This is a genomic window from Sphingobacterium detergens (assembly GCF_003610355.1).
GTDB lineage: Bacteria > Bacteroidota > Bacteroidia > Sphingobacteriales > Sphingobacteriaceae > Sphingobacterium > Sphingobacterium detergens.
The window spans coordinates 731,819-755,960 of record NZ_RAPY01000002.1; the positions used below are offsets into that span (position 1 = coordinate 731,819).

The 24,142-nt window shown below is 40.8% G+C and carries 11 protein-coding genes; 10 read left to right on the forward strand and 1 reads right to left on the reverse strand.

The window, feature by feature from the left end; genetic code table 11:
- Positions 1-7 precede the first annotated feature (7 nt).
- Complete coding sequence (locus tag DFQ12_RS15090; RefSeq protein ID WP_208642561.1) at positions 8-1,516, forward strand: glycoside hydrolase family 32 protein; 1,509 nt, start codon at positions 8-10, stop codon at positions 1,514-1,516.
- Between the two features lie 248 nt (positions 1,517-1,764).
- Positions 1,765-3,603, forward strand: coding sequence for an alpha-L-fucosidase (locus tag DFQ12_RS15095; RefSeq protein ID WP_120259881.1), 1,839 nt, complete (start codon positions 1,765-1,767; stop codon positions 3,601-3,603).
- A 175-nt stretch (positions 3,604-3,778) separates the two neighbouring features.
- On the opposite strand, the gene DFQ12_RS15100 is transcribed toward DFQ12_RS15095, so the two are convergent.
- On the reverse strand, positions 3,779-7,744 hold the full coding sequence (locus tag DFQ12_RS15100; protein WP_244211753.1) for a hybrid sensor histidine kinase/response regulator transcription factor: 3,966 nt from the start codon (positions 7,742-7,744) through the stop codon (positions 3,779-3,781).
- Positions 7,745-8,187: 443 nt separating this feature from the next.
- Between DFQ12_RS15100 and DFQ12_RS15105 the strand changes: the two genes are divergently transcribed.
- The 8 genes from DFQ12_RS15105 to DFQ12_RS15140 all read left to right on the forward strand — a co-directional run bounded on the left by DFQ12_RS15105 (position 8,188) and on the right by DFQ12_RS15140 (position 24,069).
- Positions 8,188-11,172, forward strand: a complete 2,985-nt coding sequence (locus tag DFQ12_RS15105; RefSeq protein ID WP_120259882.1) for a SusC/RagA family TonB-linked outer membrane protein — start codon at positions 8,188-8,190, stop codon at positions 11,170-11,172.
- Positions 11,173-11,214: 42 nt separating this feature from the next.
- The gene (locus tag DFQ12_RS15110) at positions 11,215-12,786 is read left to right on the forward strand and encodes a RagB/SusD family nutrient uptake outer membrane protein (protein ID WP_120260030.1); all 1,572 of its coding nucleotides are present in this window, start codon (positions 11,215-11,217) and stop codon (positions 12,784-12,786) included.
- Between the two features lie 360 nt (positions 12,787-13,146).
- Positions 13,147-13,674 (forward strand): RNA polymerase sigma factor, encoded by a 528-nt coding sequence (locus DFQ12_RS15115; RefSeq protein ID WP_120259883.1) that lies wholly within the window; start codon positions 13,147-13,149, stop codon positions 13,672-13,674.
- 64 nt (positions 13,675-13,738) lie between these two features.
- Positions 13,739-14,773: a FecR family protein gene (locus DFQ12_RS15120; protein ID WP_120259884.1), complete on the forward strand. Its 1,035-nt coding sequence runs from the start codon at positions 13,739-13,741 to the stop codon at positions 14,771-14,773.
- Positions 14,774-14,777: 4 nt separating this feature from the next.
- Positions 14,778-17,876 (forward strand): SusC/RagA family TonB-linked outer membrane protein, encoded by a 3,099-nt coding sequence (locus DFQ12_RS15125; protein ID WP_120259885.1) that lies wholly within the window; start codon positions 14,778-14,780, stop codon positions 17,874-17,876.
- 27 nt (positions 17,877-17,903) lie between these two features.
- Positions 17,904-19,466, forward strand: a complete 1,563-nt coding sequence (locus DFQ12_RS15130; protein WP_208642562.1) for a RagB/SusD family nutrient uptake outer membrane protein — start codon at positions 17,904-17,906, stop codon at positions 19,464-19,466.
- 30 nt (positions 19,467-19,496) lie between these two features.
- Positions 19,497-20,978 (forward strand): aryl-sulfate sulfotransferase, encoded by a 1,482-nt coding sequence (locus tag DFQ12_RS15135; protein ID WP_120259886.1) that lies wholly within the window; start codon positions 19,497-19,499, stop codon positions 20,976-20,978.
- A gap of 82 nt (positions 20,979-21,060) precedes the next feature.
- Positions 21,061-24,069, forward strand: a complete 3,009-nt coding sequence (locus DFQ12_RS15140) for a glycoside hydrolase domain-containing protein (protein WP_244211754.1) — start codon at positions 21,061-21,063, stop codon at positions 24,067-24,069.
- Positions 24,070-24,142: the final 73 nt, after the last annotated feature.

Here is a 24,142-nt window from a genome sequence, read left to right on the forward strand (position 1 = left end):
ATAAGATATGAATAGAATAAAGAAATATGGAACCATCATGCTCTTTGCGAGTTTGTTGAGTTCGGCTTTTGCGCAAGTAGGACAGCGAGACATGAATGAGCCTGTTGAAAAATACAGGCCGATCTATCATTTTACCCCCAAGCAGGGCTGGATGAATGATCCCAATGGAATGGTGTATCTTAATGGAAATTACCATCTCTTTTTTCAGCATAACCCCGAAAAATCTGTTTGGGGTCCCATGCACTGGGGGCATGCCATTAGTAGGGATCTGATTCATTGGGACGAACAAAAAATTGCTTTATATCCCGATAGCCTGGGGACGATCTTTTCGGGAAGTGCAGTGATTGATAAGAATAATACTGCTGGGTTTGGAAAAGGGGCTATGGTCGCTATTTTTACGCATCACAACCATCAGGAGGAAGACCGAAAAACGGGCCTGCACCAAAATCAGAGTTTGGCCTATAGCCTGGATCAGGGAGCAACCTGGACCAAATATAAAGGTAACCCAGTATTGCCAAATCCAGGAATCTGGGATTTTCGGGATCCAAAGGTGATGTGGTTCGAAAAATCAAAAAGCTGGATTATGACTTTAGCGACCAAAGATTGCATCACCTTTTATTCATCCAAAGACTTAAAAGAGTGGAAAAAGGAGAGCGAATTTGGTAAGGAAGTGGGCGCACATGGTGGAGTCTGGGAATGCCCTGACCTGATTCCAATGAAATATAACGGTGAAACCAAATGGGTATTATTGGTCAGCATCAATCCGGGAGGCCCCAATGGTGGTTCGGTAACACAATATTTTGTCGGTGATTTCGATGGACATCAATTTCAGCCCGCAGATACATCAGTCAAATGGTTAGATTGGGGGCCAGATAACTACGCTGGTGTAACCTGGAGCAATTTAGGAGAACGGCACCTGATGATCGGTTGGATGAGCAACTGGCAATATGCCAATGTGGTGCCAACGACGCGCTGGCGCTCATCTTCGACAATCCCACGTGAATTGACTTTGCAAAAGGTAGATCAAAAATATTATGTAAGCAGCACAGCAGCACCCGAGGTGGCTAAAGCATTTCAGTCTGTAAAAAAATATCAGGCAAATCAATCAAAAGAACTAACGGTGCAAGAGCAGCTGCCACAAGCATTTCGGTTGGAGATCAATAAGCTAAAAGTACAGAATTTTAAACTTATTTTGTCTAATGCTGTTGGAAATGAGTTGGTTGTCGGTTATGACAAAGGTCAGGATGCCTATTATATTGATCGTTCAAAATCTGGCGAAATTGCTTTCAATGCAGATTTTCCAAAAAGAAGCATAGCGGGGCGACTATCCAATAGCGAAACATTATCATTAAGCCTATATATTGATGTCAGTTCCGTAGAGCTCTTTGCTGATAATGGATTAACCGCAATGACCAGCTTGTTTTTTCCGGAGGAACCAATGACTCGGATACGTATTGTGGGCGATAATAACTTAATATTTCGGGATGTAAACATTGCCACATTCAGGGACAAATAATAAAACAAGCGGGCCTTTTTTTTTAAAGGCCCGCTTGTTTTATGGCTTAATCTCATCGCAATCAGGTTACTATCACATTGTAAAATAAATACCTGATTAGCTAGAATAATTTTAAAGACTAGCTTCGATTTGATATATTTAACAGTTGTTTTGCGGGATGACAATTACTAGACCTAATTTGTAACGCCAATTTACTTTTTAGCGAAGGCTCTTTTGCGATGAACTTTTATGTATAACACAATATAATAATGACACTTAATTTTTTTAAATGGAAATGCGCAGCAGCAGTGGGAATGCTTTTGTGTATGACCGAGGGATCATTTGCCCAGACAAAATCAATACCTTATGAAGGTGTGCCCGGATGGACCGAAAGCCAGAATAAAAGGATGGAATGGTTTAGAGAAGCACGTTTTGGACTTTTTATCCACTGGGGGCTGTATAGTGCAGCTGGGGGTAGTTTTGAAGGAAAGCAATATCCGCAACATTATGCCGAATGGATTCAGACCTGGGGGAAAATCCCCAGCAAGCAGTACGCTGCGGTGCTGAAACCAAAGTTCACCCTGCGTTCGTTTGAACCTAAAGCCTGGGCACGTTTGGCCAAAAAAGCAGGAATGAAATATATGGTATTGACTTCCAGACACCATGAAGGTTTTAGCCTATTTAATAGCCAGCAACCATACGCTGTAAAAAATGATATTACAGGAAGTGCCAACTTATCCCCAAAAGGCCGGGATTTATATAAAGAGATCATGACAGCATTCCGTCAGGAAGGACTGAAAGTAGGTGCTTATTATTCTTTACTCGATTGGCAGCATCCAGATTCTTACGAAGCTTTTAATCTGAATCCTAACACAGATAATCATCAACCTGATCATAACCGTTACAAGGAGTATCTCTATGGACAGGTCAAAGAACTTGCTCAGAATTATGGTCAGCTGGATATGCTATGGCCCGACTTTAGCAGCAAACAGCACCAAGGTGAGGCTTGGGGAACAAAACGCATGTTGACAGATCTGATCAAATGGCAGCCCAATATCATTATCAACAATCGGTTTTGGGATGGGTTAGAAAACAAAAATGGTGATATTGGAACCCCTGAAAAATATATTCCACCAACAGGGCTTCCGGGGATGGATTGGGAGGTTAGTCATACCATGAACGAAAGTTATGGCTATAGTGCACACGATCAAAATTGGAAGAGCTTTCCTAAAATCATGCAATTATTTGTAGAAACGGTAAGCAAAGGCGGTAATTTTCTGCTCAATGTAGGACCGGATGGGGATGGAGCCATTCCCGCACCAGCAATTAGAATTATGGAGCGTATAGGTGACTGGATGCAGGTCAATAAGGAGGCAATCTATGGTACTAAAGCAAGCCCTTTTCAGGCATTGGACTGGGGTTATTGCACCCAAAAAGAAGGTAAATTGTATTTACATATATTTGATCGACCTGCCAGCGGAAAAATTGATCTACCGATCAAAAACAAAGTCAAAGTCGCCTATGCGATGGCAAGCCCTAAAACCAAGCTGAATGTTACGATAGATAAGGGAAGACCTGTGATTCCGGTTGATGTTTTTGACATAGAAAAAGGACCGAAGGTAATTGTTGTCGAAATTCAGGGCAAACCGGATGTGGAAGAGAATTTGACGCAAACTCAGGCGGATGGGCGTATTGTGATGAATGCAAATAACGCTAAATTGCAAGATGGAAAAGGCCTTAAAATCATTGGTGCAACGACACATGATCCCAATCGTCCAAATGCCATCGGACAATGGAAAGATAGCAATGACCGGATCTATTGGGACATCAAAATCCAAAAACCGGGTAAATACCGTGTATTGATCAGTTATTTGCCAAATGCAAAACACAAAGGTAAGGTGATACTTTCGGCACTTGGACAGCAGCTTCCATTTGCTTTTGGGGCAGAAAATGGAACAGGATTTAAAGAAGTGGAACTGGGTATGGTGGAAGTATCGCAGCAGGTTATTGGCGAACCGAGCACCAGGGTAACATTACAGGCAGCGGCAATTGAAGGTGATATGTTACCAGAAATTGCATCGCTTACGTTGGTGCCAGTGCAGGAATAAGTTACTTAGATAAGTACAATTGTGCCAGCTGTTTTTAACCGTTGGGCGAAAGTAGCCCCGGCAAATATATCTTGTCGGGGCTGTTTTTTGTTGCAAAACGTAAGCAGTAGTTACCTTCACTTGGTTCCCAATTTTCTTATAGCAATAAATACCGGAGGTAAAAATTGGGTTCCGTTTATTGTTTACTGTGTTCGATTATATACGTACTCGGTGGCATTCCATAATGTTTATGAAAATCTCTGGAAAAATTTGATTGTACGGTATAACCTACCATCGTGGAGATCTGTGTAATATTATATTCTTTCTGGGTAAGCAGTTCGGCCGCCTTTTTTAAACGTGATATGTTAATCAGTTCATTTGGCGTCAGATCAGAGAGCCCCTTAATTTTACGATATAAAGTCGGACGGCTCATATTCATTAACTTAGCAAGTTCTTCGACATTTAGATCGATATCTGAGATATTGTCATAAATTACGGTATTGAGCAAACTTATAAAGTCTTTATCAGGTGCGGAAACATTAATTTCGGCTAAATGTGCACTTGGAGAGTTGGTAAAGTAATTTTTAATTATTTTTCGATTGTTTAAAATATTACGTAGCTGTACCATTAAAAATTCCATGGAAAAAGGCTTTTCAATATAAGCATCTGCCCCGATCTTCAGCCCTTGAATTTTAGCATCCAGTGCATTTTTTGCGGTCAGGAATATTACTGGAATATGGCTGTAGAGAATATCTGTCTTAATGCGCTTACATAGTGCAATGCCATCCATAATAGGCATCATGATATCTGTCAGAACAAGCTGTACATTGTCGCGGTCCAATATCTCAAGAGCTTCAGCTCCATTGTTAGCTCTTAGGATGGTATAGTTTATTTTGAGTTCCTTGTTGAGGTAGGCGAGTATTTCCTTATTGTCTTCAACGATAAGAATCACCGGTTTTTCAGTAGCTTCCTCCTCTTTGGTGTACATTCCACGTTCTTCAGTCCTGTAATTTTCTTCGAGAAAAGGTTTGATATCGAGCGACTGTTCCTGAAAGATAGGAAGTGAAAGTAGAAAAATATTTCTGTGTTCTTCGGTATAAACTAGCGATAAGGAACCCTGATGAAGCTCCACAAGTGAGCGGGAGAGTGGAAGACCAATGCCAGTACCAGTATCTTTATCAGACTCATTAAGGCGATAAAATGGCTCAAAGATCTTTTCTCTTTTGTCAAAAGGGATGATTTCGCCATCGTTTCGAAACTCTATATTAAACATGATATCATCACTGTTGAAGGGAAGCAGTTTGATATGTACATGATTGTCGGCGTATTTTATGCCATTATGAATTAAATTTGTGAGAATTTTGCGCAGAGCCTCTTCATCTACAAAGGCTGTTAGTGTAACACGGGGCAAAGAAAGATCATAATGCAGCAGTTTTTCTTTTGCCAGGGAGTTCAAATCATTGAATACATCGGACAACAAACTGTTGATATCCGTTTTAGTGAAAATAAGGCTCATATTATTTGTTTCTGCTTTTCTGAAATCTAAAAGTTGATTGGTGAGACGGATAAGCCTGCTGGTATTTTTCTCCATAAGAGCAAGATCACTCGCTGTTTCGCTATCCGTGAATTGTTGTGTGCGGATGAGTTTCTCGAGTGGCATTTTTATTAAAGTCAATGGCGTCCGGATCTCATGGGCGAGATTGGTGAAAAATTCAAGCTTAAGATTATATACTTCTTGTTCTTTTTTACGTTCATAGTTGTCCATTTTCTGGGCATTATTTGCCTTAATAAGCAGGAAGTAATATCTTAAAATCAACAAAACAATGGTGCTAACAGCGAAGAAATAAGCAAAGTATGCCCATGAAGACAACCACCAAGGGGGAGACACTACAATACGCAGTTCTTTTTCAGTTGGATTCCATATTCCATTATTGTTAGCCCCTTTAAATCTAAAGGTATAGGTTCCGGGAGGAAGTTTATTGTAATATATCCTTTGGTTGCCTGTAATATCCGTCCAGCCCTTATCATACCCCTCCATGATATAACGATAGGCATTGCTTTTTGGGGAAACAAAGCTCAAGGCTGCGATATTAAAACTGATATTGGAACTGTTATAGGACAGTTGAATCTCTTTTGATAGCGAGATGGATTGTTTCAGTATGCCATTTTCACGAACTGGTATGCTTTCGTTGTTGATCTGAATGTCACTAATGAATATAGGTGGAATAAAGCTATTCTTAATGGATTTTGTTGGGTTAAAGCTTACCATTCCCTTTATGGTACCAAAATATAATGTGCCGTCCTTATCTTTAAATGCTGAATTATAGTTAAACTGATCCGCGGGAAGCCCGTCTCTCGATGTATAGATGACCATATGGGGGATATTTCCGTCCAGTCTGACCAATCCACCACCTGTTGATATCCAAATACTGTTATTATCGTCTTCCAGTACTTTAAATACTTGATTGGAAGGTAAACCCGATTCGGTCAGATAGTTGGTGAAACGCCCGTCACGACGGTATTTTGAAAGACCACTTTCGGTACAAAACCAGAGATTTTTTTTGCTATCTTCAAATAAACCGTTGACGTAATTATTGACGAGCGTATTGCGCTTACCTTGTTCGGAGCTTAAATGTTGTATTTCGCCTGTACCGCGATTATATTGGTAGACTCCACTGCCATACGTATTGACCCAAAGTATACCATATTCGTCTTCGTAAATTCCTTGTATCCAGGCTTTAATGGGGAGGAGGTCAAAATTGTCATTGTGTTTATTGTAGCCATATAATGCGCGGTCTGTTCCTACAAACATGCTGTTGTCTCTGGACTTAAAGATGCAAACGGCGAAGCTGCTTTGCAAGGGACCTCTACCGATGCGGTCGTAGTGCTTTTTTAATTCTCCGGTCTTTACGTCGAGTATATCCAGTCCATGTGTTGTGGAGCCTACCCAGAGTTCATCGCCGATTGTTGCCAGGCCATGGACATTGTTATGCGCAATACTTCCCTTTTTTCCATTGGCAACAAAATGCTGAATCTGTTGTGTTTGAGCATCTATTTTGTTTAGACCACCATCTTCTGTACCTATCCAGAAATTTCCATAGTTATCTTTTTTTATATCGTGTACGATATTCCCTGATAAAGCAGATTTTCCAAATCCATATAAGTACTTTTTGAAATTGTCGAATTGGTTGCTGTATTGGTTAAAACCGCCGAAAAATGTTCCAAACCAGATGTTATCTTCACGGTCCCGATAGAAATTCAAAACAGCATTGTCCGATATGGCAAATGGATTGAGCAGATCTTTTTTGATGTGTTGGCTCTGACCGGTATGAATGTCATAGGTATATATTCCCGTCTCTGTTCCGATCCAGTATACTGACTCTGCCTGTTGGATAATACAATTTGCCTGGATGACTTTTTTGGGGTAATGGTTTGCAAATAAGTTTTTTAAAGTTCCGTTTTTAAAATCAAACAGGTAGGATGAATTGATGGTGCCGACCATGAGCAGGGAGTCGTTGATGGCGTAGACGGTCTTAGTGTTGGCAAGTGCTTTCCGATTTGTTTTTTTGACTGCAATTTGAACAAACCTGCCTTCGTTGACCTGATACCGTTCTATCGTACTGTTAATATCTGTGGTCCACAGCCCGCCTTTTTTGCTACTGGTAATGGCCACTAGGGTATTTTTGTTTTGATCAAAAGGAACGATCTCCGTCGTGTAAGGATTATAACGATAGAGTTTTCCGGCGGAAAGCAGCCAGATAAAGCCGGCATATTCATGTATGGCATTTACCTCTCCAATCGGTATTCTATTGAATGGTTGGAAGTTTTCCTTAACCGGATTGTAACAATAGGTCCCCCGTGTTGTTCCCACCCATAGTACACCTTTGCTATCGGTAAGGATACTTAAAATAGATGAACTCCCGATGCTTGTGGGATCGGAAGCATTGTGCCTAAATATCTTAAATTGATTGCCATCAAAACGATTAAGACCATTCCTAGTCCCTAGCCAAAGAAAGCCCTGGGTATCTTGTGTAATACACTTAACAGAACTATTGGAGAGACCATCGTGGGGTTGATAATTTTTAAAATAGAACGATTGCGCCTGTAGGTTAGTCCATACAAGTAGGAGATAGAGTATAGGTATAAGGGTTATTACGCGCAAAATTGATAATGTATCTCTAAAAATAGTCAATAAAAAAGAAAAAAAAGAGTTTTGCTGATACACTGTGATATAAAATTGAGACGCTATGATTGGGGTTGCAGTAAAGATTTTCTCATTTTTATGGAACGATAATAACCAAATATAAACGTATGTCTTGCCCTAAAATTATGACAGTGAAAACCTGTAATCTTATTTTTCAGCGAGTTTCTTCTCAATGTTTAGCGTTGACGATGCTATATTTCAATGTCTTAACTTTTTGCACTGTTTCTAATTTGGTTTCTCTCGAAGTATGTTGTTTTAAGAAGGTCAGTTGTCGCTATTTGACGGGTGCCTAATGAAGCACGAAATTTTTGATTGCGATAGATTTTGAAATCACTTAACATTATTTGAACAGGACAAAGTTCAACATAATATAATCAATTAAACCACCAATTTAGAAGCGTATGAAAAACAAACTACTTGCGCAATGTGTAATGATGCCAGCATTACTGCTTACAACCTTTTTTGCGGTAGCCCAGACCAGGGTGCTGAAAGGAAAGGTCGTGGATGAGACCCAAAGTCCATTGACTGGTGCTACCATTAAAGTAAAAGGGAGTACTACAGCAACAACCACCGATGCTGACGGTGGATTTTCAATAAATATCAGTACTGATGCGAAATCACTTGAGGTATCCTATATTGGCTATGCAACCAAGGAAGTGCCAATTGCAGGCAACGACATGACCATTGCACTTGAACCGGGCTCCAATCAGGGGTTGGATGAAGTGGTTGTTATTGGTTACGGTACTGCTCGCAAAAGAGACCTGACGGGATCTATGGTAACGATTGGTGCCAAGAATTTTAATAAAGGTATAATGACGAGCCCTGATCAATTGATTCAGGGAAAAACTCCTGGTGTAATGGTTATTAACAACACGGGGCAGCCGGGTGGATCAACCACAGTACGTATCCGTGGTAACTCATCGATCCGGGCGAGCAACAATCCGTTATTTGTACTTGATGGGGTGCCAATGTCAGGTAACTCACCATTGCCGGAGGGTAGGGGCGGATTTTCCTCGGATAGAGGGAACCCATTGACTTACCTGAATCCAGGTGATATTGCAAGCATGGATATCTTGAAAGATGCTTCCGCTACAGCAATCTATGGGTCACGTGGAGCAAATGGAGTTGTTATCATCACAACGAAAAAAGGAAAAGTCGGACCGCCGGAAATTTCTGTTGGTGCATCAGCGGGGGTATCTACGATGCGTGAATATCCAGATGTGCTAAATGCGTCGCGCTTTAGAGAAGCGTTAAATTATTATACGCCTTCTGAAGTAGCAAATTCTGACTTTGGCGGTAATGAAGATGCTTTTAAAGCAATTACAAGAAAAGCAATTACCCAAAATTACTATGCAGATGTAGCCGGGGGTACTGAGCACGGGAAATATCGTTTATCGGGTGGATATCTAAACCAAAATGGTATTATCCGTGGATCCCAATTGAAGAAATATACAGCAAATTTTAGCGGTAATTTTCGTTTTTTGGAAAACAAAAGATTAGGACTTGACTTTGCTGCGTTTTTAACTCAAATGGATAACAAATATGCGCCAATCAACGCAACTGTCGGGTCAGAAGGTAATGTAATCTCCCAGGCGCTACAATGGAATCCAACAAGACCATTGCGCGATGATAAAGGCAATTTAACCTTTGTTAGTTCAACCACGCGTAATCCATTGACCAGTATCGAAGCGTTCAAGGACGTAGCAACGACAAACACCATGGTGGTCAATTTGGCGCCTTACTATAAAATTACGGATGATTTAGAATACCGATTTATCTATAGCGCCATGCGACAAACCGGTAACCGTGAGGGTATGTATAGAGCCGGGTTAATTGATCCATCGGCAGTGAATAATGAGCAAGCATTTATCTCTAATAATGGCGAGACAAATTTGCAGATGACACATATGCTTTCTTACAACAAACAAATCAACGACGACTGGAGTGTAAACGCTGTTGCTGGTTATGAGTATTTGGATTATAATTACAACAACAACATCTCATTCGGTGGCGGATTTAAGTATATGGGATTAGATTACTTTGATTATTTGCAATACTCGACAGTTTCAACCCGGGAAATAGCTTCTTACAGAAGTCCGACCAATCAATTGCAGTCATTTTTCTTACGCGGTGGATTTAATTATTTGGATCGCTATTTATTTACAGCGACAGCGCGACGAGATGGGTCAACTAAATTTGGTGCTAATAACAAATATGCAATGTTCCCATCCCTTGCGATCGCTTGGAATGTGGCGCAGGAAGATTTTTTGAAATCCAGCGGAATTTTTGATCAGTTGAAAGTTAGAATAGGATGGGGAAAAACAGGGAATCAAGAATTCCCTTCAGGTGCCTCCTTGAATAGATTTACGTTCGGCAATCAAAGTGTAGGTAGAGCCAACTTTCAAAATAGAGACCTAAAATGGGAAACCTCTACAACCCTCAATGCTGGTATTGATTTCTCTGTATTAAAAGGACGTTTGTACGGCTCAATAGACTATTTTAATAAGAAAACTACGGATGCTTTATTTGAACAAACATTAGCACAGGATGGCCCTGCTGGACGTATCTGGGTAAATTTGGATGGTGAAATTGTCAATAAAGGGGTAGAGATTGCATTGACAGGTACAATTGTGAAAAATGACAACTGGACTTGGGATTTGACCGGTAATGCTACATTCCTAAAAAATAGTGTGAGTGGTTTGGTCGGTTATTATGAAACTGGTGCATTGAGAGGACAAGGTTTCTCAGGTGTATTGGGACAGCGCATGGTCAATGGACAACCATTAAATGTATGGTATTTGGCCGATTATCAGGGTATTGATCCGCAGACAGGGACAAGTATGTATCGTGGTCACGACGGGAGCATCAATACAACGAATGACCCCGCTAGTAATAAATTCTATATGAATAGTCCTAATCCTACTACTTTGCTAGGTATTTCGACCAATGTTAGCTATAAGCAATTTTCTTTGGCGGCCAATATGAATGGTGCACTTGGGCATTACCTGTTCAATAACACTGCCGCGACAACTTTAGGCATCAGTAATTTGTCTTCCCGTAATATCGGCTCGGCTTTCTTTAATACATCTGTTAAAGAATCCACATCGAATTCAGCGTCAGCCTCAACACGTTATCTGGAAAAAGGAGATTATTTAAAAATGGCTAATTTGACATTGAGCTATAAGGTGGGCAACGTAGGGAAAACACTTAAAAATTTAAATGTTTCCCTCACCGGACAAAACCTCTTTATCATAACTAAATATACAGGCTTCGATCCGGAGGTTAATACCGACGGTTCCAATAATGGTATCCCATCATTGGGTATCGAGTATTTGCCTTATCCTCCAGCCAGAAATATTCTATTGGGGGTGAACTTCTCACTATAAGTATATTGTTAAATGTCATTGGATAACAAAAATATAAGACAGATGAAATTAAGAACTTTATTATATATCGGAATAATCGGTTCAGTTGTTACAAGTACGTTCTCTTGTACAAAACTGAAGGAAGAATTTAGAGGCGAACTGGAGGAGGGAACATCGGCTATAGATCCGGGGGCGCTCTTAGTGACTGCTTATAATTCTTTGAATACGCCTTATCAACAGGAGCAACGTTGGGTGATGCAGGAAATATCGACGGATGCGGCGATGGCCCCTACGCGTGGTGGCGATTGGGATGATAACGGAATGCACCGGGCAATCCATCTTCATACCTGGAATGCAGATAATGGTTATATGAATAATACTTTTGTCAGTTTGGGTACTGCAGTTTACAACGCAGGTGTTGTTGTGCGTAGCAATCCAAATGCACAGCAGGCTGCAGAAGCAAGATTTATCCGCGCTTTGGCTATGTTTGATCTCTTGGATCTCTATGGAGTAGTGCCTTTCCGACAGGGCCCTTCACTAGAAGATTTTAAAATAGCGCCAGATGTATTACAACCGCAGGCAGCCATTGATTTTATGGTAAAAGAACTCAACGAAATCTTAAGTAGTTTGCCCGCAAATGGGCCAAGAGCGGCTTATGTAGCCAATAGGAATGCCGCAAGAACATTATTGATGAAAATCTACTTGAATAAGGGTGCATTTTTAACTAGGCAAACCCCAACTTTTGCGGCAGAGGACATGAATAAAGTAGTTACTTTAGCCAAAGAAATCACCGCAAGTGGAGCATATACGGTATCTGCAAAAGGAAAGTATTTTGATAATTTTGCCCCGGATAATGATGAAAAATCGACTGAGAATATCTATACCTTATTCAATAAAAACGGAGAACGAGGCGGTAACGTGGATCGAACCTGGAATACAGTTGCCCATTATAATCTGAATCCAGGAGGATGGAATGGCTGGTGTACACTCTCGGATTACTATGATAAATTTGGAGCGACAGATGAGCGTAGAGGCATTTACTATGACTATCCAGCAGATACTACCTCAAATAGAACCAAGAAATTCCAACGTCAGAATGTAGGTTTTTTTGCGGGACAGCAATATAATTGGAGTACCAATAAGCCGCTAATGGCTCGAAACCCTTCGACAGCACCGTTATCATTCACACGTGAAGTAACAATCAGAACTTCCGGGGCCACATTGGAAACCGCAGGTATCCGCCCAATGAAGTATGCATTTGACTATGCGGTGACTGGACAACGGAATAACGATTGGGTTGTGTTTCGTTACTCTGATGTGCTATTAATGCAAGCCGAAGCTGTGTTGAGAGGTGGGACAGGTTCGGCTGCAGAAGCGCTAGATTTAGTCAATAAAATTCGTACTAATCGTGGCGTTACTAACTTCACGACCTTGACGCTCGACAATCTATTAGATGAGCGTGCACGTGAATTGTATTGGGAAGGTTGGCGGAGACAAGATCTGATTCGATTCGGCAAGTTCTTACTAGCATGGCAAGAAAAGGCAGCGGATCCAGATCCAAAAACCTTGATTTATCCAATTCCTAGCCAACAGATTGCGGTAAACCCTAACCTGAAACAAAATCCAGGTTATTAATAAAAACTGCTTTAGTTGCGGTAAATATCGAACTAGAGCAGTTCTGATGTTGTATTGAAGGTCTTTGGGTTATAAGGGGCACCTTATCATCTAAAGACCTTTTTCTTTGGCTGAATTGGTATGTGGGCAGTACAGAATTGCTCGACAAGTTATTTCTTTGAAGTTTTTTGATGTGACTTCTTGAAGATGAAAATATTATCTTGTTTTTTTGATAAAAAATAGTCACTTTAGTTGTGGATAACTAGCCAAAAAAGATTGGTAGCTTGATGGACGAAACTTAAGAATCTATCAGGGGCCGAGTTCCGATGTGATGATTGTGAACAGTGATTACAAGGAAGCAAGACCATCTAAATGTAGAATATGATTAATGACATCCTACAGCGTGCACCGACTGACGAAAAAGAATTTTTTCTAGTCTATCGTTATTGGTATAGAAAATTATATTATTTTTTATACCACAAAACGCAGTGTTCGGATCTTGCTGAAGATGTTGTCCAACAAACATTTCTGATCGTTTGGGAACGTAAAAATGGGGCGGATCAGCGGGTGCTATTCAGTACACAGCTTTTTCAAATTGCGCGTACCAAGTTGATCGACGAACTTCGCAGACAGGCCTTAAACCGAAAATACGTAGATTTTGAGAAACCTTTTGTGCTGAGCCAGTATGAAGATATGGAAACACGGATCGCCTACAAAGATGAGTTGGAATATGTCAAAGGGCTGATTGCGCAAATGCCCTTTATGAGGCAGCAGGTCTTTTATCTACATAAGTTTGAAGAGTTGAGTTACAAAGAAATTGCCGTCAAATTATCCATTTCGCCTAAGACCGTAGAGAACCACATCAGCATCGGTTTAAAATTCATTAAAAAATTTTTCAAATTGCTTTAGGGGATAAGGTAACCTTTATTCGTATAACAGTTAAATACCTGCTCGCAACTGGGTAGCAACTGTTATGAATCGTAAGCAATTATTAAATAAATTCCTGGCAAATCAATGCTCAGCGGAAGAGGCTAAACTTGTCTTCTCCTGGCTTAATGAGAACCCGAAATTATTGGATGACCTGATCTCGGAGGATGATTGGACCTCTTATATTGCACAGGAGAAAAATGTTAAGCGTAGGAACGGCAATATCTCCAAGATATTTACTGTTTTTGTCATCTTTGGCTTGCTGTTTTTTTGCTCAAATCTGTTTGAGGAACCGCATGGTCAAATTGCACAAGACATCATCAGGAAGACCTATTATAATCCGTTATCTCGGCCCAAAGAAATTATTACGGACGATGAATCTCATCTTATTCTTGCACCGGGGGCATTGGTGCAGGTCAGAATAAAATCAAATCTTGATTTCAGATATGTAAAGGTATTGGAGGGAAAAGTTCAATTTGAAGTAGCAAAAGATCCATCTAAGCCTTTTATTGTGGAGAGTGACCAATTGACAACAACCGCACTCGGAACACAATTTATTGTAAACTACACAAGCCGCTCTAAAGACGTCCTTGTACAGTTGCTGGAAGGGAAGGTACGGGTGGCACATATCATGCAAAGTGCAGAGCATGTAAAAATCCTCAAACCTGGACAGCAAATTCACTTCTCAGCAGCTTCGCAAATGGTTCTTTCCGACTTCGGAAACACTAGTAAAGGAGCTGACCGTTTAGTTAATTTCTTACCACGGCTTATAAGTACAGCGAAAGAAAAAGAATATAGTTACCCAATGACGATTCATCAATCGGCAAACTGGTTGGAAATGGAGGAAACTTCCTTGTCCGAAATTATCCAATATATCAATCATGAACTAGATATGCCCGTATCGTATGACTCGCTACTGGTCAGGAATTATCGTTTAAAAGGACGTTTCCGAAGGAATGCGGCTATGGATTTACAGGATAAAACACAATTGGCTGAATCCATTCTACAATTGATTGTTGAAGTAAATCCGTTTAAGTTGGAAAAACAACAGAACACATATATACTCAAACCTAAAAAATAGAATTATGGTAAAACTCAACTTAACCAAGAAACCATTTTTTGTTTTGCTGCTGCTGACACTGATGTCCTTTCAATGTCTGGCTGGAACGATAAATGGTATTGTCAAGAATGCTGCCGGGCAGCGTCTAGCTGGGGTCAGTATCGTATTGAAAAATGCGGGAAGCAATTTTTCGACGAGCAGTTCTAGTGCGTCAGACGGGAGCTTTCGTTTTGCGGAAGTCCCCAATGCCAAAGGTTATGAATTGACCTTTTCCTATATAGGTTATCAGACTTATGTAGAAAAAGATGTACAAGTGTCAGTTTCGGGCGCGACAACCCTGTCTATTATCTTGGAGGATCAGGTCAACCAATTGGAAGATGTAGTGGTGATCGGCTATGGTAAGCAGAAAAAAAGTGATCTGACGGGGGCCATTGCTTCGCTTTCGAGCAATGAACTAACAAAAGGCGGTGCCGTGAGTAATGTCGGGCAAGCATTGCAAGGAAAAGCTTCAGGAGTAGTGGTAACACAAAACTCGAAAGCTCCCGGAGGGAGTACATCTATTCGGATTCGAGGAACAAATTCCATCAGTGGAAGTAATGATCCATTATATGTTATTGATGGTTTCCCGACAAATAATGGGATCAATATCAACCCAGATGATATCGCCTCCATGGACATTCTCAAAGATGCATCAGCAACAGCGATCTATGGATCCAGAGGTGCAAACGGTGTTATCATCATTACGACGAAACGAGGTAAGACAGATCAAAATAATATTACCTATAGTGGTTATGTGGGGACGCAAAATCCGATTAATCCCTTCACTTTTTTGGATGGCAAGCAATATATGAATCTGGCTAATGCATTGTATAAAGAAATTAAGGGACGAGAAAATCAGGAATATGCAGTATACACAAAATCACAGCTTGAGTCGGATGTCAATACCGATTGGATAAAAGAGACGATGCGCAATAGCATTTTGCAGAATCATAACCTACAGTTTTCGGGAGGTGGTGAGAAAACAAAAGTATTGACAAGCCTAGGCTATTTTGATCAAAAAGGGGTTCTGAAGACAACGGATTTTAATCGGGTATCGGGGCGTATCAATGTGGATCAAAAAGTTAACGATTTTATTCGAGCTGGTGCAACTTTGTCTGCCCAACGAGAGAAATCCAATATGCAGGTATATGATGGGAATATTTTGAATTCCAATGTATTGTATAGCATCCTGACTTATGATCCTACAGTTCCAGTGTATAATGCTGATGGTAGCTTTGGAAGGCCTCCAGGCGGACAAGGTGATAATCCATTGGCCAACTTAATTTCTCGAATCAACGACGTCCAACGCGACAAATTAAACGGAAATATCTTCGTCGAAGTCAATCCGATCAAAGAATTGACATTACGTATGAATGCTGGGACAGAGATTACCCATGACCAATTAGGCAGCTATCTGACCAGAGATTCTTATCAAGGGGGCATCGACGATGGCGTTGCTAGTCAGGCTGACTATAATGAAACACATAATCTTATTGACTTTTACGCGACATACGCAAAAGTATTTAACGAAAAGCATAGCTTGAATGTGATGGGTGGTTATTCGTACGAAAAATATGTGCGTAACAATAAAGGCATAAATGTCAAAGGATTTTCGACTGATTTATTAGAGTACAATAATGTAGGCATGGCCTCAAGTATTACTGGTGTGAATTCTGCAAAATCTGAGAATCTCGTGATCTCTTTCTTTGGCCGTGTAAATTATGCTTATAACGATAAATACCTGTTGACGGCGACCTTAAGGCGGGACGGCTCTTCACGTTTCAGTCCCAATCACCGTTGGGGAACTTTTCCTTCGGCGGCCTTTGCCTGGAAAATCAATAATGAAGACTTTATGAAAGAACAACAGCTGTTTTCAGATTTAAAGTTTAGATTGGGCTACGGTCAGACCGGAAATGACCGCGTGGCGGACTACGCTTCCTATGGTTTAATGGATAATGGACACTATACTTTTGATGGTGTCAATAATGCGGGTGGTGTAAAGCAAAATCCGAATTACCCCGAAAACGATAAACTAAAATGGGAATCCACCACGCAGTATAATGTGGGTGTTGATTTTTCATTCTTTAAAAATAGATTGGCATTTACCTTGGATGCTTATTATAAGAAGACAAACGATCTCTTGATAAGAAGTATACTACCATACTACACTGGATATAGTTCTGGACAGCGCAATCTGGGTACAATGAATAATAAAGGATTGGAGTTTTCGGTAACCAGCAAGAATATGACGGGTGAATTTACCTGGGAAACAAAATTGAACTTAGCTATGAACCGCAATAAAGTTTCCAGTCTCGGTGGTGAACCCGATCAACTATTGACTTCTTCAAAACCAATGGGTAATGTCTCGGAAGAGGCTTATTCCGTGATCCGTGTAGGTGAATCATTAGGATCGTTGTTTGGTTATAAATATCTTGGTGTAATTCAACAAGGGGAGAAGTATGCTCCTCAACCTAACGCAGATCCCGGTGATCCGAAATTTGCTGATGTCAATGGTGACGGCACGATCAACTCAGCTGACCGTACAATCATTGGTCGGGGATATCCGAAATTGAATTTTGGTATGACCAATACATTTACATATAAACATTTCGATTTAACTGCGTTTGTCTATGGGAATATAGGAAACGATATGCTCAATATGACGCGTATGAATCTCGAATGGCAACGGAGTACAGAAGCGTTAAACCGATGGACACCGACTAATACCAACACAGATATACCAAGAAATGGATTTTATTATATGAGTTATGGCGGGTATATCAATGATCATTTTGTTGAAAATGCATCTTTCTTACGCTTACGGAACTTGACATTGGGTTATACCGTTCCATTGAAAACAAAAGCAATTCAATCCATCCGTGTGTACGGCATGGCGGAAAACTTATTTACAATCAGTAATTACTCCGGTTGGGATCCAGAGGTGGATACCAAAGGTTATGAAAATGATGCGTTGGTAAAGAATAGATCCGGAAATAACCAGAGTGCTAATGCCGGTGTGGGATTGGACTTCAATTCCTATCCTTCAATGCGTTCATTTACTTTTGGCGTTAGTGCCACATTTTAATATGTAACACCCAAAATTCTATACGACATGAACAAGATTAAAACGAATATAAAATATATGCTGGGAATAGCTGGACTAGCCTCTATTCTTACCGGAAGTTTGCAAAGCTGCACCAAGCTCGAACCAAAGTTATATAGCGATCTAACAACTAAAAACGCCTATTCAACAGAAAGCGATATTAATGCAGCCTTAACAGGTATATATACAAGTTTGTCACCTTATCCCGGTGATGCTTATTTATATTATGCGGGATATCTGGTAATGATTACAGATTACGCGACTGACATAGGCTTTTCTACGGCAGCTGGAGATCCTACACGGATGAGTAATTTTACATACGATGACAATAACCGGTATTTTAAGTTCAACTACCAAAATATGTATCAGGTTATCAGTAATGCGAATATGCTGATTGACCGTATTGAAAATGTAACGATCTCTGAGGGGCGAAAAAAGGAAATTATTGCACAGGCGAGATTTCTGCGCGCTTTATCCTATATGGATCTAACAGATGCTTGGGGGCCTGTGCCACTAATTACTACGGTTAAAAATCCTACAGAGAGCTACAATGAGCCCTTGGCTCCCGTTGAAAAAATCGACGCACAGATTGCAGAAGATTGTCAATATGCAATGGATAACCTTCCGGAAAAATGGGCCGCCGAAATTGGACGTGCGACAAAAGGTGCCGCGCTTACACTGATGGGCAAGATGTATATGCGTTCACATAACTATGAAAAGGCAAAGGTTTATATTGATCAGGTACTGGCGCTGCGGACCAAAGGGATATATAAATTAAACCCTGACTTTAAGAAAGAATGGTCTGATGACAATAAGGTGGATATGGGCTTGATCTTTGGAGTTCTACATGAACCTACATTAAATGGAGGCGAGATTACAAATCACTTTGGTCCAACCGATAATCCAGAAGTACCGGATAGATGGCAATATTACGGTGTATCATTGGATTTTTGGCGGAAGTATAGTGATCTCGATCCGCGGAAAAAATTCTTCTATTACAATTACGAGGGTAAAGCGGCACGTGATAAAAATACGAAACATGGATTTTTTTACATGTTACCAGCAAAAGGGCAGACAACGCCTCCTAGTGATACAGTGAAGTTTTTGCAAAATGTTGCTACAAAAAAATACTCCTACGATATGGTCAACAATTCCTATCTTGATGGACGTACCATACAAGTATTTCGTTTAGCGGATGTGATTTTGTGTAAAGCGGAAATTGAAAATGCATTGAACGGGCCCGCAGCTGCATTGCCTTACATCAATGAAGTTCGCAAACGGGCTGGTGCACCAGCTTACGGTGATCATCCAGACTTTCCAGTACCGACAAGTAAGGAACAGATGATCGATGCATTGGTGGATGAACGTGGTTTTGAACTGGTATTCGAGTATAAAAGACGCCAAGACTTGATCCGATTGGGACGTTATGAAAAAGTGAGTAATGCCTATCTTAAAGGTCGCGGATTGAGGGAGAATGTTACTGAAGCAATGCGGTATTTTCCTTATCCATTGGAAGAGGCCCGTTTACATCAGGAAATGACTGCAGCAAATCCATCGCGATTGCCTAAATAATAATAAGACGGAATAAAAAAATTTGTGCAGATGAAATTCTTCAAAGCAATTATCGTATTAACGGCCATAGTGGCTGCCTCTGCCGGTTACTATTATTACAGCAATCAGGTAGAAATCGAAACGATTGAACTCACATCACCCAATAACCTGCCCCTCGATGAGGATATTCATGTACGTCTGAACAAAGCTGCGGATGCTTATGTCGAATATTGGAAAGAGGATGGTGGGCCGGTCCATCAAACTGTTGTGTCGAAATCGTCACTGAATCATAACTTTCATCTCTTGACGCTGGAACCTAATAGCAGTTACAAATTTCGGGTGGTCATCGATCAAGTAATCCCCGTCAAATCCAGTGAACAGTCTTTTAAGACAAGACCGCAATCGCCATGGATGGTGCATGATTGGATCAAAGCCGACCACCCACATGATGAAAAAGCACTGGGGAATGGCTTGGTATTATTATGCTATCGCGGTTATCCGGGCTATATGGCTATGGTCGATGGGAAAGGAACGATCAGATGGTATTGGCAAGATGAGAAATTGGGCGTGCGGCTAGCTTCATTAACACCAAGGGGAACAATTTTAGCTTTACTGGCTCCTGCAAGTAAGGATGAATTCAATAAGCCCAATCAACCGAGTAAGAAATCAACCAATGCCAGTTATTATCTGCGCAGCGGAAGGATCGGATTTGTAGGTGGAACTGTATTGGTGGAGATTGATCTGACAGGGAAGGAAATTACCCGAATCGACCTTGATAAAAAGGGGATTGTCATGCATCACGACGTACAGATGGATAAGCAAAATAATATCGTTGGTATCGTCAGGGATTTTAGAATAGATGATAGACCCGGTCATCCAAAAGATACGCTTTGGGGAGACGCTATAATGACTATGGATACCAAAGGCAATGTGTTGAAAAAATGGTCCCCCTGGAAAAAATGGGATATTCAGAACGATAAAAAATTGGATAGCCTAAAACATGACCGATTCCACTTTAATACCATTTCCTTTGACAGGGACAGCAATTACCTCACTTCTTCACCAATTGAAAATCAGGTTTGGAAAATTGATGCGAAAACGGGCGATATCCTCTGGAAACTAGGAAAGGACGGTGATTTTAAATTGAATGAAAAGGACTTGTTCTATTTTCAGCATGCACCGCATATCACCAAAACTGGTGAACTGCTTCTGTTTGATAATGGCGATTTTTCCCCTCGTGACAGTACAACGGCCAATAAACAGTCCCGTGCCATCGCCTTCAACCTTGACCAAAAGAACAAAACGGCAACATTGGCTTATGCAGCCCCTATTCCTAAAAAACAATTTACTGCAAGAATGGGAAGTGCTTATGAATTGGAGAATGGCAATCTGCTGCAAACAAGTTCAAAGACAGGATCGGTGCTCATAACAGATAAAAAAGGTAAAGTACGCTGGGAGTTAAATGCCTATTTTATACCTTATCGTGCCCTGTATGTCCCTGAAGAAATTTGGAATAAATATCGAAAAAACTAATGCATAAAAAAGTATAAGATGACTTTAATGGCAATTAATAACTATTTACGTGTACTGTTTTTTTGTACACCTAACACCTTGTATGATGAAGAAAAGAACAGCCTATAGTAAGCTGGCAACAATCCTTGCCGTATCATTATTCGTAAACGCTGTCCATGCACAGCTTGCTTATCCGCCTGAAAAGCAAAAATGGGATGCGGATCAACTTGGTAATCACCGTGCGGTTCTCAAGATAAACACAGATCAAAAAGAGGTTCAAGCTGTTATTCCTTGGCGTAACCGATGGGTTGAGGCTAATCAAGAGGTCATAATTGTTGATAGCGCAAGTAATCAACAGATATCGTCGATTAATTATCTCTGGATGAATACGGAATCTGGAGGCTTAAGTTTTCGTCCGACTTCAGGCAAGGGAATATATTATGTTTATTATTTACCTTATAAAATGGGTGGACGTAGCCGAAATTATCCGGATGCGATCTACTTGAAAAATTCGACGCCAGCACCCGTTCAAGCTGCAAAAAATGACGCTATTAGTTCCAAAGGTATCACTATTGACCGTTTTGAAGCGGTAGATCAGTATAATAGCAATGATCCCATGGAAGTGCTGGCTACTAAAGCGGAGATCAAAAGCTTCTTGAACAGCAACGTAAAAGAAGATTATTTTGTTTTTCCAGAAAGACGGGAGTCTCCCATCAAAATGGACAATAATCTTCCACAACTGTGGATGAGGAAAACTAAGGTTCCGAATCAACTGGAGGGAAATGCGCAAAAAGGCGAATACTATGCTTTTCAATTGGGATTGTGGTCGCCGAAGCGAGATCTTCAAACAGTTCAGGTATCATTTTCGGATTTTAAGTCTAGCGATGGGACAATTATTGCTGCCAATAGCTTGAACTGTTTAAATACGCAAGGCACGGCTTATACAGGAGAGGCGATGCATTTGACTGTGAATGTACCTGCGAACAAGATACAAGCCCTTTGGTGTGGCATGCAAGTGCCGGAAAATATCCCGGCGGGCACTTATGTCGGCACCGCCACCGTAAAAGCGAATAATGCTACAGCCAAGACAGTGAAACTTGTATTTCATGTGTCGGACAACGCCAGTGGACTGGCAAGTGTTGACCAACCCTGGAAAATGACTCGATTGCCCTGGCTGAATTCAACGCTGGCGCAAAAGAATACTGTCATTGCACCCTATACGCCAATTGCTTTGACTGCTGATTCAACCTTACAACTCTTGGGACGTGAAGTTAAGTTGAGTGCAACTGGTCTGCCCAAACAGATCAGTACATTTTTTACACCCGAAATGACATCGATCTCAACAAAGCCAAATACATTGTTGTATGAACCTGTACATTTTCATTTCTATCGTGCCTCAGACGGAAAGGAAATACAGCTACAAGCTGCGGGCGTTCAATTTAAAGAGAAAAATGAAGGTGAGTATCGTTGGATAGCCAAAAATGAATCGGCCGACCTGACGATGGAAGTGGAGGGGAAACTGGAATTTGATGGTTATCTACATTATGTGGTTAAACTAACAGCATTAAATGATATCACTTTAAAAGATATCAATATGCATATTCCGGTCATGCCTGACAAAGCAAACTATTTTATGGGGCTAGGACAGAAGGGGGGAAAGCGACCGGAACAGCTTTCGTGGAAATGGGATGTCGCAAATAAGAATCAAGACGGCGGCTGGATTGGTGCCGTAAATGCAGGACTTCAGTTTTCACTGCGCGATGAACATTATTCACGACCACTTAACACAAATTTTTATCTTCAAAAACCATTGGTGCTACCAACCTCCTGGGGTAATGAGAATAAAGGTGGAATAGATATCGGTCTTAAGGGCAAATCGGTTTTGGTCAATAGCTATAGCGGTGAACGTGAGCTTAAAAAAGGAGCAGTACTTTATTATAATTTTAATCTATTAATTACACCATTCCATCCGATAAATACGGAAGCACAATGGAATGAACGCTATTATCACGCTTATAAACCGGTAGATTCGGTCGTGGCAAGTGGATCCAATGTCATTAATATCCACCATGCTAATGTGATCAATCCTTATATCAACTATCCATTTATCGCGACCAAAGAGATGAAGGAATATATTGATCAGGCACATCATGCAGGATTGAAAGTGAAGATTTACAATACGGTACGCGAGGTTTCCAACAGAGTGTACGAGCTCTATCCTTTGCGGAGCCTAGGCACGGAGGTGTTTTCACCTGGCAAGGGAGGCGGTTATTCTTGGTTGCAGGAACATGTGGGGAACAATTACCTTGCCGCTTGGTATGTGCCTGAATTTAAAGATGCTGCCATTATCAACAGTGGTATGAATAGATGGCACAACTATTATGTGGAAGGTATGAACTGGCTGGTCGATCATATTGGTCTTGATGGGATCTATCTGGATGATGTTGCTTTTGACCGGGTAACAATGAAGCGTATCAAACGGGTGTTGACTAAAAATGGGAAATCCGGTCTGATTGATTTACATTCGGCGAATCAATATAATAAAAGCGATGGCTTTAACAACAGTGCAAATCTCTATCTCGAGCATTTTCCTTATATCAATAGATTATGGTTTGGAGAATATTTTGATTACGAAAATAACCAACCTGATTTCTTCTTAACAGAAGTAAGTGGGATCCCTTTTGGATTGATGGGCGAAATGCTTCAGGATGGCGGTAATCCTTGGCGCGGAATGATCTATGGGATGACTAATCGGATGCCTTACCAAAAGCTGACACCGAAAGACTTATGGAAAACTTGGGATAATTTTGGTATCAAGGGAAGCAATATGATTGGTTATTGGTCGCCAAACATTCCGGTAAAGACAGATAATGAGAAGGTATTGACAACAGTTTATAGCAGACCTGGAAAAGCCATGGTCGCTATGGCTAGCTGGGCCGATACGGATGTTGATGTGCAACTAGCTATTGATTGGGATAAATTAGGTGTTGATCCGAAAAAGGCGAAATTGTCGATTCCAACAATAGCCGATTTCCAGTCTGGTACAGCATATAAATTTGGAGATAAGATTTCTATTGCTAAGAATAAAGGAATCATTCTTTTAATAGAATAATAGCTGTAGTCTGTATATAGCGTGGAGCTATTTTAGGTTCCATGGTGAGTAAGAAGGGGAGAATGTTGTTGTG